The 15,348-nt window shown below is 39.4% G+C and carries 16 protein-coding genes; 10 read left to right on the forward strand and 6 right to left on the reverse strand.

All coding sequences use genetic code 11. The annotated features are described in order from the left end of the window. Window positions 1-228 precede the first annotated feature (228 nt). Complete coding sequence (locus K3T81_RS00005; protein WP_238017194.1) at window positions 229-588, reverse strand: Lin0512 family protein; 360 nt, start codon at window positions 586-588, stop codon at window positions 229-231. A gap of 284 nt (window positions 589-872) precedes the next feature. Between K3T81_RS00005 and dacB the strand changes: the two genes are divergently transcribed. From dacB to K3T81_RS00030, 5 genes are all read left to right on the forward strand, one after another. Continuing rightward, complete coding sequence (gene dacB / locus K3T81_RS00010; RefSeq protein ID WP_238017196.1) at window positions 873-2,402, forward strand: D-alanyl-D-alanine carboxypeptidase/D-alanyl-D-alanine endopeptidase; 1,530 nt, start codon at window positions 873-875, stop codon at window positions 2,400-2,402. A 221-nt stretch (window positions 2,403-2,623) separates the two neighbouring features. Next, a complete protein-coding gene (locus K3T81_RS00015; protein ID WP_238017198.1) occupies window positions 2,624-3,376 on the forward strand; it encodes an AAA family ATPase in 753 nt (250 codons plus the stop codon). A 125-nt stretch (window positions 3,377-3,501) separates the two neighbouring features. Continuing rightward, window positions 3,502-4,053 carry a glycerol-3-phosphate acyltransferase gene (locus K3T81_RS00020; RefSeq protein ID WP_238017199.1) on the forward strand — a complete coding sequence of 184 codons (552 nt, stop codon included), beginning with the start codon at window positions 3,502-3,504 and terminating at the stop codon, window positions 4,051-4,053. 28 nt (window positions 4,054-4,081) lie between these two features. Continuing rightward, a complete protein-coding gene (locus tag K3T81_RS00025; RefSeq protein WP_238017201.1) occupies window positions 4,082-5,680 on the forward strand; it encodes an aminotransferase class V-fold PLP-dependent enzyme in 1,599 nt (532 codons plus the stop codon). After that, window positions 5,680-7,533, forward strand: coding sequence for an LTA synthase family protein (locus K3T81_RS00030; RefSeq protein WP_238017204.1), 1,854 nt, complete (start codon window positions 5,680-5,682; stop codon window positions 7,531-7,533). Before K3T81_RS00025 ends, K3T81_RS00030 begins: the two co-directional genes overlap by 1 nt. A gap of 106 nt (window positions 7,534-7,639) precedes the next feature. Here K3T81_RS00030 and K3T81_RS00035 read toward each other — a convergent pair whose 3' ends face one another. Then, window positions 7,640-8,050, reverse strand: coding sequence for a hypothetical protein (locus K3T81_RS00035; protein ID WP_106898386.1), 411 nt, complete (start codon window positions 8,048-8,050; stop codon window positions 7,640-7,642). Window positions 8,051-8,279: 229 nt separating this feature from the next. Between K3T81_RS00035 and K3T81_RS00040 the strand changes: the two genes are divergently transcribed. Both K3T81_RS00040 and K3T81_RS00045 read left to right on the forward strand, forming a co-directional pair. Continuing rightward, on the forward strand, window positions 8,280-8,726 hold the full coding sequence (locus tag K3T81_RS00040; protein ID WP_238017206.1) for a hypothetical protein: 447 nt from the start codon (window positions 8,280-8,282) through the stop codon (window positions 8,724-8,726). Between the two features lie 263 nt (window positions 8,727-8,989). Beyond that, window positions 8,990-9,676: a hypothetical protein gene (locus K3T81_RS00045; RefSeq protein WP_238017209.1), complete on the forward strand. Its 687-nt coding sequence runs from the start codon at window positions 8,990-8,992 to the stop codon at window positions 9,674-9,676. Window positions 9,677-9,907: 231 nt separating this feature from the next. On the opposite strand, the gene K3T81_RS00050 is transcribed toward K3T81_RS00045, so the two are convergent. Next, window positions 9,908-11,158 carry a LysM peptidoglycan-binding domain-containing protein gene (locus tag K3T81_RS00050; RefSeq protein ID WP_238017212.1) on the reverse strand — a complete coding sequence of 417 codons (1,251 nt, stop codon included), beginning with the start codon at window positions 11,156-11,158 and terminating at the stop codon, window positions 9,908-9,910. Window positions 11,159-11,455: 297 nt separating this feature from the next. On the opposite strand from K3T81_RS00050, the gene K3T81_RS00055 reads away from it, so the two are divergent. Together K3T81_RS00055 and K3T81_RS00060 are read left to right on the forward strand one after the other, a co-directional pair. Then, the gene (locus tag K3T81_RS00055) at window positions 11,456-11,983 is read left to right on the forward strand and encodes an NUDIX domain-containing protein (RefSeq protein ID WP_238017215.1); all 528 of its coding nucleotides are present in this window, start codon (window positions 11,456-11,458) and stop codon (window positions 11,981-11,983) included. A gap of 55 nt (window positions 11,984-12,038) precedes the next feature. Beyond that, the gene (locus K3T81_RS00060) at window positions 12,039-12,305 is read left to right on the forward strand and encodes a hypothetical protein (protein ID WP_238017218.1); all 267 of its coding nucleotides are present in this window, start codon (window positions 12,039-12,041) and stop codon (window positions 12,303-12,305) included. Window positions 12,306-12,345: 40 nt separating this feature from the next. Here the strand turns inward: K3T81_RS00060 and K3T81_RS00065 are convergent, their stop codons facing one another. Then, complete coding sequence (locus tag K3T81_RS00065) at window positions 12,346-13,548, reverse strand: S8 family peptidase (protein ID WP_238017221.1); 1,203 nt, start codon at window positions 13,546-13,548, stop codon at window positions 12,346-12,348. A gap of 313 nt (window positions 13,549-13,861) precedes the next feature. Next, a complete protein-coding gene (locus K3T81_RS00070) occupies window positions 13,862-14,575 on the reverse strand; it encodes a DUF421 domain-containing protein (RefSeq protein ID WP_238017224.1) in 714 nt (237 codons plus the stop codon). A gap of 130 nt (window positions 14,576-14,705) precedes the next feature. Here K3T81_RS00070 and K3T81_RS00075 point away from each other — a divergent pair, with 130 nt between their 5' ends. Beyond that, window positions 14,706-14,861, forward strand: coding sequence for a hypothetical protein (locus K3T81_RS00075; RefSeq protein WP_238017226.1), 156 nt, complete (start codon window positions 14,706-14,708; stop codon window positions 14,859-14,861). A 47-nt stretch (window positions 14,862-14,908) separates the two neighbouring features. On the opposite strand, the gene K3T81_RS00080 is transcribed toward K3T81_RS00075, so the two are convergent. Further along, the gene (locus K3T81_RS00080) at window positions 14,909-15,346 is read right to left on the reverse strand and encodes a GNAT family N-acetyltransferase (RefSeq protein WP_238017228.1); all 438 of its coding nucleotides are present in this window, start codon (window positions 15,344-15,346) and stop codon (window positions 14,909-14,911) included. Between the last annotated feature and the right edge of the window lie 2 nt (window positions 15,347-15,348).

Raw genomic sequence — 15,348 nt, forward strand, 5'->3', positions numbered from 1 at the left:
GTGGCGCGAGAAGAGCCGAAAGTGGCGCGGGAAGAGTGAAGAGTCGCGCGAGAAGAGTGAAAGTAGCGCGGGAAGAGTGGAGAGTCGCGCGAGAAGAGCAGAAGTCCCGTGTGACCACTTAAAAGCGAAACCAATTTAAATACACCAAAAAACAGGACAAGGGGCGTATGCCAGCCTTGTCCTGCTTTGGGTGGGAGAAAACCAGAAAAACCTTAAGATCAAAAATTCTTAATAGCCTACTTCAACCGCAGCATTCACAATATACATTAAGTCATTTTCATCGCCTTTGTCTTTCAGGGTGATCCCACTGGATGTGGCCATTCCACCATCTGTAACATCTACCGAAACGGAGCCGTACGGGATTGCCTTTTTAACGCTTTCCGTATCCAGCTGCTCTCGTTCAAGCGGTACAGCCAACTTCACATTTACTTTCATATTCTCCAATTGTTGTTCAGGAAGGCTTTTCTCAATGCCTGGCATGGAGTTAAACCAGATCGCATTTTCTACTGCACGGACAGCTGCCTTCGTTATATTCTGTCCATGAACGTCGATACCAGTTCCTGTTTGAATAAAAAGAACTTGATTCATTATAAAACTCCTCTCTTTGAAGGATGTATCGTTCATATTAGGCGGTTCCCGAGCTGGAGCGGAATCAAACACGGGATCTTGAAGACAAATCAAATAGAATAGAATAGACAGCTCATCTTGCCGCATTTCATAGAATAAATAACTAGGATAGAGGAAACCCTTCTATGGTTGGATCTTTGCATGATACCTAGGCCCATGTAACCCTTTTCTATTAGAACTCTACTAAGCAAAGATATTTTACTGTATAATTTAAATATTCAAAATTTAAAGGGGTGTACAAGGGTATGATGTCAAAGATGCGTTTGAAACAAGTGCTATTTTTATTGATCATTGCTGTCCTCGCCGTTTTTCCATTTCTTGATCAAGGTGGACAATCTGTTCAAGCAACCGATGAGATAACCGACATAGAATTTGCCGAAGCGAACTTGGAAGAAAAGTTGCGCCACATCCTAGATAATGAACAGTTGGACGGAGCAATAACAGGTGTAAACATCATGCAAGCTGAGACAGGAGAACAACTCTTTTCACAGGATGGAGATATTCGTTTACATCCAGCCTCCAATATGAAAATCCTTACAGCTGCAGCTGCTCTGGAAACATTGGGAAAAGATTATCGGTTTTCGACGGAAGTACTGACAAACGGAAAAAAACGTGGAAAAGTCCTACATGGAGACCTCTATCTGAAAGGGAAGGGAGATCCTACGCTATTAAAAGAAGATCTTGATCAATTTGCTAAAGAACTGAAAACTCAAGGCATTCAAAAGGTAAAAGGAGATCTAATTGGTGATGACACATGGTATGACGATGTGCGGCTTTCCCAGGACTTAAATTGGTCGGACGAACCTTTTTATACAGGAGCCCAAGTCTCTGCACTAACGCTCTCTCCAAATGAAGATTATGACGCAGGTACAGTTATTGTCCAAGTAAGCCCTGCCGATGAGCCCGGTGGAAAGGCGGAGATAAGCCTAAGCCCTGAAACAGATTATGTCACAATAGAAAACAAAACCAAGATGGTCCCTGCAGATGAGAGTAAGGATATCTCCATCCAACGTGAGCATGGTACTAATACGATTGTCGTAGAGGGAACGATGCCGGTGGATGGATCGAATTCTCGTTCGTGGGTATCTGTCTGGGAACCCACAGGTTATGCTCTAGATGTGTTTAAGAAAGCATTGGAAGAAGAGAACATTCAATTTATAGGTAAATCTGAAGAAAGGACTGGCACGACTCCTGAAGATGCTCAGCTGCTTACATCCAAGCAGTCAATGCCACTTCATGAGCTGTTGATTCCATTTATGAAACTAAGCAATAACGGCCATGGTGAGGTGCTTACCAAAGAAATGGGGAAAGTCGTCGCCGGAGAAGGAAGCTGGGATGAAGGTCTGGACGTAATCGAAGACGTGGCAGCCCAGTTTGGAATGGATAAAGATACGATTCAATTACGCGATGGATCTGGCATGTCGCATAAGACGATGATACCAGCAAGTGATCTTGCCCAGTTTTTATATGAAATTCAAGCAACAGATTGGTTCTCAGAATTTCAATATGCGCTCCCTATTGCTGGTGAATCAGATCGGTTTGTCGGTGGAACGTTGCGTAACCGGATGACAGAAGAGCCTGCAAAAGGGAATGTCACGGCCAAAACAGGATCGCTAACCGGCGTATCCACGCTATCTGGCTATGTAACGTCAGCAGACGGAGAGGAGCTCATTTTCTCTATTATGATTAACAACTATCTCGGATCAAGCTCCGGTGCCCGCGCCATAGAGGATGACATTGCAACCACCCTGGCAGAGCATCAATTTTCCGAATAAGTAAAACGAACGAAAGCTGCCCTTCTGTATGGAGGGTAGCTTTTTAGTATTTAGGCTTGCAAATAAGAGCGTGCTGTACCAAAGTAGGAAAATGAATCGAAATTGGCCAAGGAGAATCGTCAGCCTCCAAAAGTGAATCGAGCGAATACTTAAGCCTACCCACGCAAACTCTCCCAAAAGGCAAACAATTCTGTTAAAATAAAGAAAAAAGAGGTGGAACGATGCGACTTGATGAATCAACGGCTTTTATAAAAAGCATGGAATTAAAAAGAGATCATATTCCAAGCTATAATCGATTTCCCTTTGATCTTCCAGTTATTCGACATTTGGATAAGCTAGCTTTCCACCCAAATGTGACCTATATTGTAGGAGAGAATGGGATGGGCAAGTCAACCCTGTTAGAGGGGATTGCTGTTGCATTGGGCTTTAATCCGGAGGGTGGCACACGTAATTTCAATTTTTCCAGCTATGATTCCCATTCTGAACTCGACAATTATTTGCGAGTGGCGAAGGGCCCGTTACGTCCAAGGGATGGCTTCTTTTTTCGAGCGGAGTCGTTTTACAATGTTGCCACAAATATTGAGGAAATGGACAAGGAGATAGGGGGCAGACGTATAATTGATTCCTTTGGTGGCCAGTCGCTCCATGAGCAATCACACGGTGAGTCCTTCTTTGCGGCTTTTCTGCACCGATTCTCTGGCGAAGGGATTTACATATTGGACGAGCCTGAAGCTGCACTCTCGCCATTAAGACAAATGTCCATGCTTGCACGAATTCATGAGCTTGTTAATGAAGGAGCCCAATTTATTATTTCGACCCATTCCCCCATTCTGATGGCTTATCCTGGTGCAAAACTAATCGAACTGACAGAGGATGGCATGCAAGAAACCGCATTAGAGGAAACGGGCCACTACCGCACTATGAAGCAGTTTTTTGAGAATAAGGATAGGTTGCTGCATCATTTGTTTGAATAACAATAAAGAATACCCTTATTTCTTACAATGTATAGCGATATAATGGAGTTAAACGTGTACCATTTTCTGGCTAAAGTACAAGAATACTATTTCTAAACAAAGAGTGACTCGTTTGGGGGGAGCATATGGGTTGGAAGGTTATGTTAATCGTTCTGCTGTCTTATAGCCTTGGAAGCATAACGGGTGCTTTTTATATAGCGAAATGGATGATCGGAAAAGATATTCGCAAGCTTGGGAGCGGGAATGTTGGCGCAAGAAATGCAGGAAGGCAGCTCGGGAAGAAAGGGTTTATGTATACCCTTCTTATTGATGTTGTAAAGGTGATGATCGCCCTTTCTATAACAACTATCTTATTCCCGGAAGATGACATCATGTTATTGATTAGCACTTTCTTCTTGTTGATTGGGCACATTTGGCCGGTACAGCTTGGCTTTAAAGGTGGAAAAGGAGTCGTTGTATTTTTGGCCGCCACATTGTATTGCCTGCCACTTGCGATTGCCGTGTTAGGAATATGTGTAGGCATAGGTTATCTCCTTATCCGCAACTTTCAAATCATTGGGTTGGTCTCGATGACTTCCATTCCTATTACAGCTTGGATATTGGAAGAAACTGATTTAGCTATTGGTCTATTACTATTATTAATCGTGGTTATCATCCCACATATTATAAAGAAATAATATCCTACATGAATTGAGGAGGTTGGACATGGAACACCATACCTTAACATATAAAATAGCATCAGAACCAGAAGAAATGGAGCAAATCTATCAGCTAAACTATGAAACCTTTGTAGAAGAAATTCCGCAACATCAACAGAATCAAAGGCGTCGCTTAATCGACAAATTTGATAGGGAAAATACATATATTATTGCAAAGGATGAAGAGGAAGTAGTTGGGATGATTGCTGTTAGTGCTAATCGTCCATTTTCCTTAGATCATAAGTTAGAAAATCTAGATGATTATCTCCCGAAACACGCAACACCGTGTGAAGTGCGATTGCTTTCTGTGAAAAAAGCATATCGAAAAAGCATGGTGTTTTATCAATTGGTAGATTTGCTTGTTAGTTATTGTTTGGAAAAGAATTATAATATGGCGCTTATCTCAGGTACTGATCGACAAATCAAATTGTATAAAAGAATCGGCTTTGAATCGTTCGGTCCAATGGTAGGAACGGAAGGTGCAATGTACCAACCTATGTACTTAACCAAAGAGAAATTTGCCACCACTTCAAGAGCCTTTACTAAAATGATGCTACAAAAAAAGAAACCCAAGCAAATTAACTTTCTGCCTGGTCCCGTAGCAATAAATAAAGAGGTGGAGCGAGCATTCAAGAATACAGCTATATCTCATCGTTCAAAAGCATTTATTGATGAGATGAAGCACGTTCAATCAAAGCTTTGCGAACTGGTAAATGCCAATAATGCTCAAATCGTCGTTGGGACAGGTACACTTGCTAATGATTTAGTGGCTGCGCAAATGAAAAAACTACCTGGAAAAGGCCTAATCATTGCCAATGGAGAGTTTGGGTACCGGCTAATTGACCATGCAGAAAGGCTGGACTTACATTACGTTAAATTAGAAAAACAGTGGAACGAGAAAGTGACAATACAAGAGATTGAGCGTTACCTAAAAACGGATCGTGAAATAAGTTGGATCTGGACAGTACATTGCGAGACATCAACAGGCTATCTTTATGATTTGGATAAAATTTCTCAACTAGCAATACATTACAATGTGAAATTATGTGTGGACGCATGCAGTTCTGTTGGAGTTGTCCCAGTGGATTTACAAAATGTTTTTTTAGCTAGTACGGTAAGTGGCAAAGGGCTGGGTGCTTATCCAGGATTAGGCATTGTTTTTCACCAAGAGCCAATTGAACCTAGTAATGCTATACCAAGATATTTGGATTTAGGGCAGTACACAAAAACGGATAGCGTTCCATATACGCATTCATCAAACCTCATTTTGGCTTTAAGTGAAGCCGTAAAAAGGGTGAGTTTAGAGGGAAAGCAAACGTTAGCAAATGATGTAAGGAGCATGCTAACAGAAGCAGGCTTTGACTATTTAGGAATGGAGGATTATTCACCTGGCATTATAACCCTTCCGCTTCCAAGTAGTGTTTCCTCTAGAACCATAGGAGATCGGTTGAAGGATAAAGGAGTCATCGTCAGTTATGAAAGTGATTACTTGTTGAAGCGGAATTGGATCCAATTTGCCTTAATGGGAGATCATTCGTTGGCGGAGTTTGCGGAAGCACTTGCTATTTTAAAGCAAATTATAAACAGTAAGGTTGCGTTCGTTTAATGATGTCACAATATAAAAGGTTAGCAACCACGTCAGGAACACAATTTACCTTATTAGTAACTAGCATTCTTTGGTTAAAGACAGTTGTCACATGCTTTGTCGGCTTTAATCTTAGTATGCATTCTTTTTTTGATATTATCTTAACCTTAACCAGTTCGATAGGTTCCCTCTTACTCATTATGGGTTTTAGTTTCTATTTTGGTAAAAAGGTAAATAGATTTATACTGTTTGGCCTCCTCGTAATCGGGACAGGTATCCTCTATGGGGATCTGCTATACTATCGTTTTTATACAGATTTTGTTACGATACCAATTCTTTTTCAGTTTGATAATGTTGGTGGCTTGAGTGCCAGTACAGTTGAATTAATGAGTCCATGGGATATTTTTATGTTTATCGATTTATTTATAGTAGGATGGCTCCTTTTCAAAACCAAATCGAACCTTACTGTGTCAAAACAAAGGAAGAGGCGCTATATTCTAGTTGGCTCAACGCTTGTCGTGATGACAATTTGTTTAGGATTGGTTAAATCTGTCCACCTTTTCTCCGAATCGTATGACAGGGAGCAGATGGTGAAGACATTGGGACCACTGAACTACCATGTATACGATATAGCTTTAGGGGTAAAAGCTCCTCTACAGCGGGTAGTTGCTAATGAGACAGATGCCGTCACATCACAAAAGTATTTACAGCAAATTGATTCCAAACCAACGGATCTATTCGGCATAGCAGAAGGAAAAAATGTTGTCTTCATCACATTGGAGTCGACCCAAGACTTTGTTATAAATCAAAAAGTAAACGGAGAAGAAGTGACCCCATTTCTAAATGATTTAATTAAAGATAGTTTCTATTTTAACCAAATCTATGATCAAACAGCACAGGGAAAAACATCCGATGCTGAATTTATCGTGGATACGGGCCTCTATCCCTTAGCAAGTGGCTCTGCATTTGTAAGAAGGCCAGAAAATACGTATTTGAGTCTCCAGCATATATTAAAACAGAACAATGACTATTATGCAGCCACATTTCACGGGAATGATCGGACATTTTGGAATCGGGATCAAATGTATGAAGCACTCGGTTATGATACGTATTTTTCAAAAAAAGATTATAACGTAACAGAGGAAAACTCCATTAATTATGGGATTAAAGATATTCCGTTTTTTAATCAATCCGTTGATCATTTAGAGGAGCTATCAGAGCCTTATTATGCTAAATTCCTTACGTTAACGAATCACTTCCCTTTCTTGTTAGAGGAAGAGGATACATTGATTGATGAAGCGGATACCGAAGTGGGTGTCGTAAATCGTTATGTTACGACAGTGCGTTATTTAGATAAATCTATTGAAACATTTTTTGAAAAGCTAAAGGAGAAAGGTATGTACGAGGATACCGTCTTCATCCTAGTTGGGGATCATTATGGTATTTCTAAAAAATATGAACAAGGTTTGAGTGAATTATTAGATGAAGAGGCTGATATTGTTAACCATATGAACTATCAACAAGTTCCATTAATTATCCATGTCCCAGGGCAAGAGGGGCAAACAATTGAGACAAAAGGTGGACAAATTGATATTCGGCCAACGCTTCTTCACCTTCTAGGCATAGAAACAGATGACCTCTATTCTTTCGGGCGTAATCTCTTCACAAGAGATAATGATCATCCTGTCATTTTCCGAGATGGTAGTTTTATATCAGAGGATTACATTTATAAGGATAATGTTTGTTATGGGAAAGAAAATGGACAGGAAGTAGACAATCAGTATTGTGAACCAGACTCAGAAATAGTGAGACAAGAGTTGGAGCTATCAGATAACATCATTTTTGGTGATTTATTAAGGTTCCTTGTTGAGTAATATTTATGGCAGTTAGTTTTTAGTGGGAGTAAACGGACGCTAACACCCCGATTCGTTCAACTAACAATCAGTGGGGGAATAATGAAAACACCCACTGATTGAAGTTTCACTTTATCATAATCCCGAAACTGATGAGTAGTTTATCCATGATACGACTTCTGAGTACATATAGGGAGGCTTTGCTATAGCCGATAGTCTGAGCTGTCTTTTCAATGGAATAGTTCCGAAAATATCTCAAATTAATAAATTTCTGTTCGATCATATCTAAGTTTGAAATGGCATTTTCAATGGAATTTTCTATTAGGAGCGTTTCGTTTAACTTTTTGCGAATGATGATGATCTTTTCTTTTTCATCTGAATTCATAGAGAGGTGGCTTTGGTTTTCATCTGGTGTAAGGTACTGAAGCTGTCTTTGTAGATTATCATTCGCAACTTTAAATGTTGTGTAATTCTTTAAATAGTACTCTATTAATTTTATTTTATCCTTTTTTTCTTTCTTGGTGAGTTCCATCTGCAAACTATACCCCTCCTAAAAATAGAACATACATTCTGTTTTTATTGTACCATTGCCTTTTGCTAATTAAAAGGATAATTTTTCCAAATCGGATGATTTGGAAAAATACTGTACTTTATCCGTAGAATAGGTTGAGCTTTCTTGTAGCAACTTTTAATTAGATTAAGACTTCTTACTTCATATAATCCCTTAGCATTAAAAGTAATAAGTAGAATTACAGGGAGGTTTGCTAATGAATGGGAGTCTAAGGAAGGCAGAAAAGGATGAGATAAAGAAGCTAGAAACCCATTTGAAAAATTATACGACGTATAAAGTGGCAATAAGCATTATAAAGAAGCAATTAAATCACCTGGTCCCGGGCTTTGATTCACGCTATGAAGTGGATGGTAAGGTTACGATAGAATCTTTAGGCGAAGAATTGGATAGATTATCAAATGTAAAAGTTCTTAAGCTATACGAAGAATGGTTGCATTACCATATAATCGTTACATCTATTGAGGAAGCGATCGCGGAATTGGAAGAGACAGAATCTCAATTTGTAACATCTCGCTATCTAAAAGGGAAGACAATCGTGCAGACCTCTTTTGACTTGGGGTATAGTGAAAAATATGTCTTTAACATAAGAAAAGTAACGCTAAATAAATTGCTAATCTCCCTTAGATGTCTTATTTTTTTGTAGAGAATTAGAAAAAGCTACTATAAAAGCTTCCATCATAATAAATCTCAATTTATGATGAAGGCTTTTTACCGTTTTGCCGTGAACTACCTATATTGATCAATGAAAATTTTAACAAAAAATGTAACTTTATCTGTTATGGGGCGACTAATCATGCAGGTAGATTCAATGCGATTTGCGTTTTTCTCATTGCCATCTACTTGCCAAAGTTAACTTGACTCTAACGTGTAGTATGGTATCTTTTGATTGAAGAAAGGGATGATTGGATGAAAAGGCATACAAAGAAATATGATGGTAGTTTCCTATTACTTTTGCTTGTTCTATTGCTTGCTGGATGTGGCGGAGGTTCAGATGAAGAAGCGGATACAACAGAAAGTGACAATGCTTCACAATCTGAAGAGCAAACGAACGAGACAGATGAAAATGAATCTGACGTTGAGGAAGAGTCAGAAACGGCTACTACTGAAGCGGACGAAGATTCTAATGATACTTCTTCAGAGGAAACAGGAAACCAGGATGAAGAAAGTAATTCTGAAGACAAAGAAGATAAGGATAAGTCGCTTGAGGATTATTCTTCAGAGGAAATTGAATATGCGCGAGTTTGGCTAGAGCTTGGTCCTAACCAAGAGATCGATGAATTAAATGTTCGGCATATTGCTGCGGGAGAGCCGATTAATCCTAACGATGAAACCAGTGCGAATTATCCAGAAGATGTCATCCAGCTAGCAGGTTCACGCTTGGTTGATGGCTCCGTTACATATAGTGGTAATGGGGATGGCACGATTAATGTTTACAATGTTCCTTTACGTTGGGATAGTAGTGACGCGGAGGTAGATGAAGACTTCATGAAAGAGTACACAGAGCGTTTAATCAAAGAAACAGAGCTAGTGAAAATTGATCCAGGCAATGAGGAAGAAATTATAAAGCTCATCGACATCATGAAGATTCACTAGAAGTTCGTGTTCAAAAAGGAGGATAAAAAGGACCGAGAAGTTCGAGGCGGCGTAGCTTTGAGTACCGGAACGTATGCAATTAATACGTGAGGAACGGAAAAGCAAGCCAACGAAGAAATTCGATGTGTCATTTTTACTGGACTTTTTGAACAACCACTAGAAAGAAATAAGGGGCGGTTCACAAATCTGTGAGCCGCCCCTTGCTGTTATTTTTGATCTGTTTCTATTCACTTAGAATACTTGAAGGCAGCGGTTATAATACATTCTTCGATCCTCTAATCCATTGTAACCACCATTAACTCTTAACGTTACAGCCTCGACTGATGGATTCGTATCACAAAGTGCATTCATATTATTTAAGTCCCACCAGAATCCGGCGCTTGTCCATGGATAATTAGCAGCAACGTAATCAACACCTTGGTTTACAATTTCTGGATCACCAATATCATTGGAAAATCGTGTGTAATTATAGCGACCTGTCAATTGAATATAACCTCCACCTTTGAATTTAGGGCCATCACCAGGTTGGGTGTTCCCTAAATCTGTTCGGCCTTCGTAATCCCAACCGGATGCTAGTTCTTTTGTCCATCGACCAGCTCCCGACTCGTGGCTACATTGGCTAATAAAATGGCATAGTCGCGATGTTGTTGTAATATTATATCTTTCTAAGCATCTATTTAAGTCTTCTAAAATGGCGTTTGAAAGATAGGTGCTAGACCACCCAATTTGATTTAGTTGGCTTTCCGTTACATAGAGATCACCATCACCTGGTGGCAAACCACTATCCCCGTTATCATAAACGAGCAGCTCTTGTCCCACCTGAATAAGGTCCGGGTTACTAATGTTGTTTAATGCCATGATTTCATCCAACGTCATCCCAAAGCGCTCTGCAATCCTTCCCAACACATCGCCTGGCTGGACGATATAAATGATCGTGTCAGGAGAAGAACCACCATCGTCATTCCCATCACTATAAACAAGTAACTCTTGTCCCACTTGAATGAGATCAGGATTACTAATGTTGTTAAGAGCCATGATCTCAGATAATGTCATTCCAAATTGTTCCGCAATCCTTCCTAACACATCGCCTGGCTGGACGATATAAATGATCGTGTCAGGAGAAGAACCACCATCGTCATTCCCATCACTATAAACGAGCAGCTCTTGTCCCACTTGAATGAGATCAGGATTACTAATGTTGTTAAGCGACATAATCTCAGAGAGAGTCATTCCAAATTGTTCCGCAATCCTCCCCAATACATCCCCTGGTTGTACCACATAAACGGTGGTGCCAGGATTTGATCCACCATTTCCATTACTATAAACGAGCAGCTCTTGTCCCACTTGAATGAGATCAGGATTGCTAATGTTGTTAAGCGACATGATCTCAGATAACGTCATTCCAAATTGTTCTGCAATCCTTCCCAATACGTCTCCTGGTTGGACAATGTAAACCGTAGTACTTGCAATAGTTGTTGTCATCCTATTAACTCCTTTTTCTTAGTTTTTTATCTTCCTTGTCTACGTGCACGTAGAGGATGGTTCTATTAACCTTCATGAAGACTATGTACTTATCATAAATCTGGATAGCGTTTAATAACTGCCCGTTAAGTAAGGTAAATGTATTGTAAAACTATAGAATAAGTGAGAAGGCTTTTACATTTGAGGGAGAGCTTCAATTAGACATAGAACGTTCAGTGAGTAAGTTTATGCTACAATATATTTTGAATAGTAAGTACTTTGATTTGTGAAAGAAAAGTTATGCTATAGGGGGAATACATGACTACAAAATATGTTAAATGGGGAGAAGCGCAAGTAAAATTAACTTGGAACCGTAATACCAAACAGCTCCCACCAAGGGAACAAATAACTAGTGTTCATGGGTATTGTTTTATGGATGATAAATTGTTATTAATTAATTTAAGACATAGAGGTTGGGATTTTCCGGGAGGTCATATTGAAGAGGAAGAGACTCCTGAGGAATGTTTAAAGCGTGAAGCATATGAAGAAGCGTATATAACAGGGAGTTGTTCTCTCTTAGGTTATATAGTGGTTGATCATAATGAAAATCCAAACTGGGATGAGAATAGCCCGTACCCTTTAATTGGATATCAAGTCTTTTATCGTTTGGATATTGACCAATTACATGATTTCAAAGCACAGTATGAATCAAAAGAAAGAGCTCTAATAAATCCAGAAAACATAATTAGATATCATCATGGCTGGGATGATTTATACCAAGAGATACTTAATTATGCTTTGCAAATAAATACGAACCGTGATCTGCTGGAAGTAATTAACTCGTAAAAAGTTAAATAAGAAGAAAATTCATATACATATAAGGTAGAAAAAGGGGATTTAGATGGTTCACATAATTTTAACTATAATACTAATAATCGCTCTTATCTTTTCTGTTTATATTGTCATCCAAAAGAGAAAAAAGTTTGGAATAACAGGGATAAAAAGTGCTATCCCCTCAATTTGTTTTTTCCTTATCGCGATAACCCACCTCTCAGCTTATTGGTTTCATTTTGCTGGGATATTGAGTTGGTCAATGACGATTGTCTTGTTGATGATAGGTGCCTATTTCATAAGATATATGCCAGAATTCGTAAAATCTTCTACCTGAAAAAAGTAGCACCCAGATGGATGCTACTTACAAAGACTTCTTAGTATCGTACGGAATCTAACACATTAATCATTCCATAACGGACATAATAGCCGGTGCCACTAACACTGTCGGCTGTATTTTGTATTGCTGCGCGCACTTGCGCATTGCTCTTACCTTGACCAGTCAATAAAGCCGCTTGACCAGCAACATAAGGAGAGGCCATGGAAGTTCCGGACATATAGGTATAGCTATTCCCTGGATAGGTGGAAGCAATATCGACTCCTGGAGCAGACACATCTACCCACGTTCCATAGTTAGAGAAGCTTGCTTTATTATTATTCCGATCAACAGCGCCAACAGCAATTGCATTTGCATAAGATGCTGGCTGGAATTGTTGAGATGTACCGTCATTTCCTGCAGCAGCTACCACAACAGAGCCATTATTCCATGCATAATTAACGGCAGATTCTAACGTTTGCGTGTTACATGCACAACCTAAAGAGAGGTTTATTACCTCTGCACCATTGTCCGCTGCATAACGTATACCATTGGCTATGTTGGCAAGTGAGCCATTTCCGCTTGCATCTAGGACACGAACGGCTAATATTTTGGTGTTCGGCGCCATGCCAGCAATTCCGGTACCATTATTTGTTTCTGCTGCTGCAATTCCTGCAACATGGGTACCGTGACCATTCGCGTCAAAAGGAGTATAATCACGGTCCACAAAGTCATAGCCGCGGTTTGTTTTTCCGTCTAAATCTGGATGGTTATAGTCTACCCCAGTATCAAGAACAGCAACTTCTTGGGAGGAGCTTCCCCTTGCATAATCCCAGCCTTGATTTGCAGATGTATTAAATAACCCATATTGATACGATGTGCTGAAGTACGTATCATTGGGATTCCAGGTTGCTTTTAATACATAATTCGGTTCGGCGTATTCCACATTCGAATTCTTACTTAATGTTTTTACAACACTCTCCACATCCCCCACTTCTAACACGACAAACGGCGACTTCACGACATTGGGACTTGGTTGAACCTTTGCATTTAATTCGTTTAAAATCTGTTCTTGACTGTTTAATGAAACGCTATCCTTAAATTTAACGATAACTTCTCCTTTAATATAAGCATTCTTTTCAATACCTACATTAACAGAAACCTTCTCCCCATCTAATGGCTGATTCTCCTCGGCAAAACCTACTAAAGGAAAAGCCACCACCAAAAGCAAAAACACTAAAAAACTAAAGCCCTTCATTTTCATCTACTTTCCTCCCTTTTTTTGACTACAAAAAACTATATGGCAAGGAGGCTACCTTCATGTGTATATCCAAGCTGTTGCCATGTTGGGAATAATCGAAGAGAGGGACAAATAAATTGCGTTCCCTTTAGACCTATTTTTTCCTAAAAATGGAATATTTCAGCCAAAAGTAATGAAAGGACAGAGTTTACCGTTATACGGGGAGGAAATATCGTGGAAGGGGGAAGTGAAAAACAAGTAAAAAAAAAGGGCCTTTAAGCCCTCTTGCTTTAATGGAACCAAGCAATTAGGTTAAAGACCATAATAATGAAAAGGTTTATTCGGAGTTTTCTCCTCTTATATGCACGAACAATGTCCCATCTGTCTGGACTTGCCCGAATAATACGTCTGATGCGGAGGTTATACTGTGCTGCTGTAATTGCTGCTGAACCCAATTCGTATCAAGCTTTAACTTTTTCAAGTTCTTTGTTAGAATTCTGCCATCAGATATAACCTCTGTAGGAATAGGAAATGTTTTTGGTGTGATCGGTACATTCATATCTAACTTCGTTACAGGTTTTTTGGGGTCTAAAGGGAGAACGGTTAATTTCCCATTGGTTTCTAAAATAGCATAATCGACGTCAGCTATAGAAAAGATATTCTTTTGTCTAAGTAAAGCATTTAATGAATCCAAATCTAACCTGGTTGATTGAAGCGTTCTGTTGACGAGCTTCCCTTCCTTGATGACTACTACAGGGGTTCCGGAAATAACTTTTCGTGCGTTTTTAGATTTTAACTCCACGACCCCTAAAATGTACGTAATAATTGCCCAACCGACAATTGCCAACACGCCATTTAGAATGCTTAAATTCTGGTTGACGACAAGGTTTGCTGTAATGGATCCAATGGCGATAGCCGAAGTAAAATTTAAAAAGGTCATTTGACTAATTTCTTTCCTTCCAAGCCATCTCGTCATCGCAAATAGCACAAAAAAGCCGATCACGACTCTTAAAATTAGCTCATTAATATCCATATGTAATGCACCACCCATCTCGTTTTCCCACTTATTATGTGTAAAAGTTTAAAGATTAACCACCTATTGAGGGATGTTTAGCAAGCCAAAACAGTTGATTAAACTAAATACAGTGGGGCATTTTAATGGGGAAAGGAGACGTTTCATAATGGTTAATACAGACTTTGGAAAATTTATTAAAGCGCAAGGGAAAGACAGATCCATCTATCCTGGTCACGGGGAACGTGCAAAGAATACGGATCCGAAAACCAATAATACTAAAACCTCAAACCAACACCCAGGTACTTCAGGGAGAGAACTATAAATAGCTGTAATCAAAAAAAGGCCGCACAATGAACGTGTGGCCTTCACTTATTTTATCGATGATTTAAATACAAAACTAACTTTGTCATAATCCATTTTTTCTTCATAAAAACGATGTGCGTCGGTTCGCTGTAGTCCAGAAGATAATGCTACACTCTCATAGTTGTTGTCCTTAGCCCATTTATGAACGTATGTCAGCAGCTTTTCTCCGTATCCCATTGAACGCTTATTTGTATGTGTAACAAGATCGCAAACCCAAACAAACCGCCCGTAATAAAGGGTAATCATCGGTTTGAAGCCGATTACTGCTACTATTTCTTCTTGATCCATTAATGCAACTAGTTTGTAGCTATCTTTCTCTTTTGCTTCTAAAACTAATTCAAGGTATGTTTCTGCGTCGAGGTGAGTTCGTAATTGCTTCATGACCGGAAATGCGTCCATAATGTCATGTTGAGATTGCAGTTCTTTGATTTCTAAAGAGTCCATCG

Source organism: Oceanobacillus jordanicus (assembly GCF_022095695.1).
GTDB classification, from domain to species: Bacteria; Bacillota; Bacilli; order Bacillales; family Amphibacillaceae; genus Oceanobacillus_B; species Oceanobacillus_B jordanicus.

Excerpts from the sequence above, each read along its gene's own strand:
- K3T81_RS00005 (WP_238017194.1), bottom strand. The coding sequence starts at position 588 with ATGAATCAAGTTCTTTTTATTCAAACAGGAACTGGTATCGACGTTCAT.
- dacB (WP_238017196.1), top strand. The coding sequence starts at position 873 with ATGATGTCAAAGATGCGTTTGAAACAAGTGCTATTTTTATTGATCATT.
- K3T81_RS00015 (WP_238017198.1), top strand. The coding sequence starts at position 2,624 with ATGCGACTTGATGAATCAACGGCTTTTATAAAAAGCATGGAATTAAAA.
- K3T81_RS00020 (WP_238017199.1), top strand. The coding sequence starts at position 3,502 with ATGGGTTGGAAGGTTATGTTAATCGTTCTGCTGTCTTATAGCCTTGGA.
- K3T81_RS00025 (WP_238017201.1), top strand. The coding sequence starts at position 4,082 with ATGGAACACCATACCTTAACATATAAAATAGCATCAGAACCAGAAGAA.
- K3T81_RS00030 (WP_238017204.1), top strand. The coding sequence starts at position 5,680 with ATGATGTCACAATATAAAAGGTTAGCAACCACGTCAGGAACACAATTT.
- K3T81_RS00040 (WP_238017206.1), top strand. The coding sequence starts at position 8,280 with ATGAATGGGAGTCTAAGGAAGGCAGAAAAGGATGAGATAAAGAAGCTA.
- K3T81_RS00045 (WP_238017209.1), top strand. The coding sequence starts at position 8,990 with ATGAAAAGGCATACAAAGAAATATGATGGTAGTTTCCTATTACTTTTG.
- K3T81_RS00050 (WP_238017212.1), bottom strand. The coding sequence starts at position 11,158 with ATGACAACAACTATTGCAAGTACTACGGTTTACATTGTCCAACCAGGA.
- K3T81_RS00055 (WP_238017215.1), top strand. The coding sequence starts at position 11,456 with ATGACTACAAAATATGTTAAATGGGGAGAAGCGCAAGTAAAATTAACT.
- K3T81_RS00060 (WP_238017218.1), top strand. The coding sequence starts at position 12,039 with ATGGTTCACATAATTTTAACTATAATACTAATAATCGCTCTTATCTTT.
- K3T81_RS00065 (WP_238017221.1), bottom strand. The coding sequence starts at position 13,548 with ATGAAAATGAAGGGCTTTAGTTTTTTAGTGTTTTTGCTTTTGGTGGTG.
- K3T81_RS00070 (WP_238017224.1), bottom strand. The coding sequence starts at position 14,575 with ATGGGTGGTGCATTACATATGGATATTAATGAGCTAATTTTAAGAGTC.
- K3T81_RS00075 (WP_238017226.1), top strand. The coding sequence starts at position 14,706 with ATGGTTAATACAGACTTTGGAAAATTTATTAAAGCGCAAGGGAAAGAC.
- K3T81_RS00080 (WP_238017228.1), bottom strand. The coding sequence starts at position 15,346 with ATGGACTCTTTAGAAATCAAAGAACTGCAATCTCAACATGACATTATG.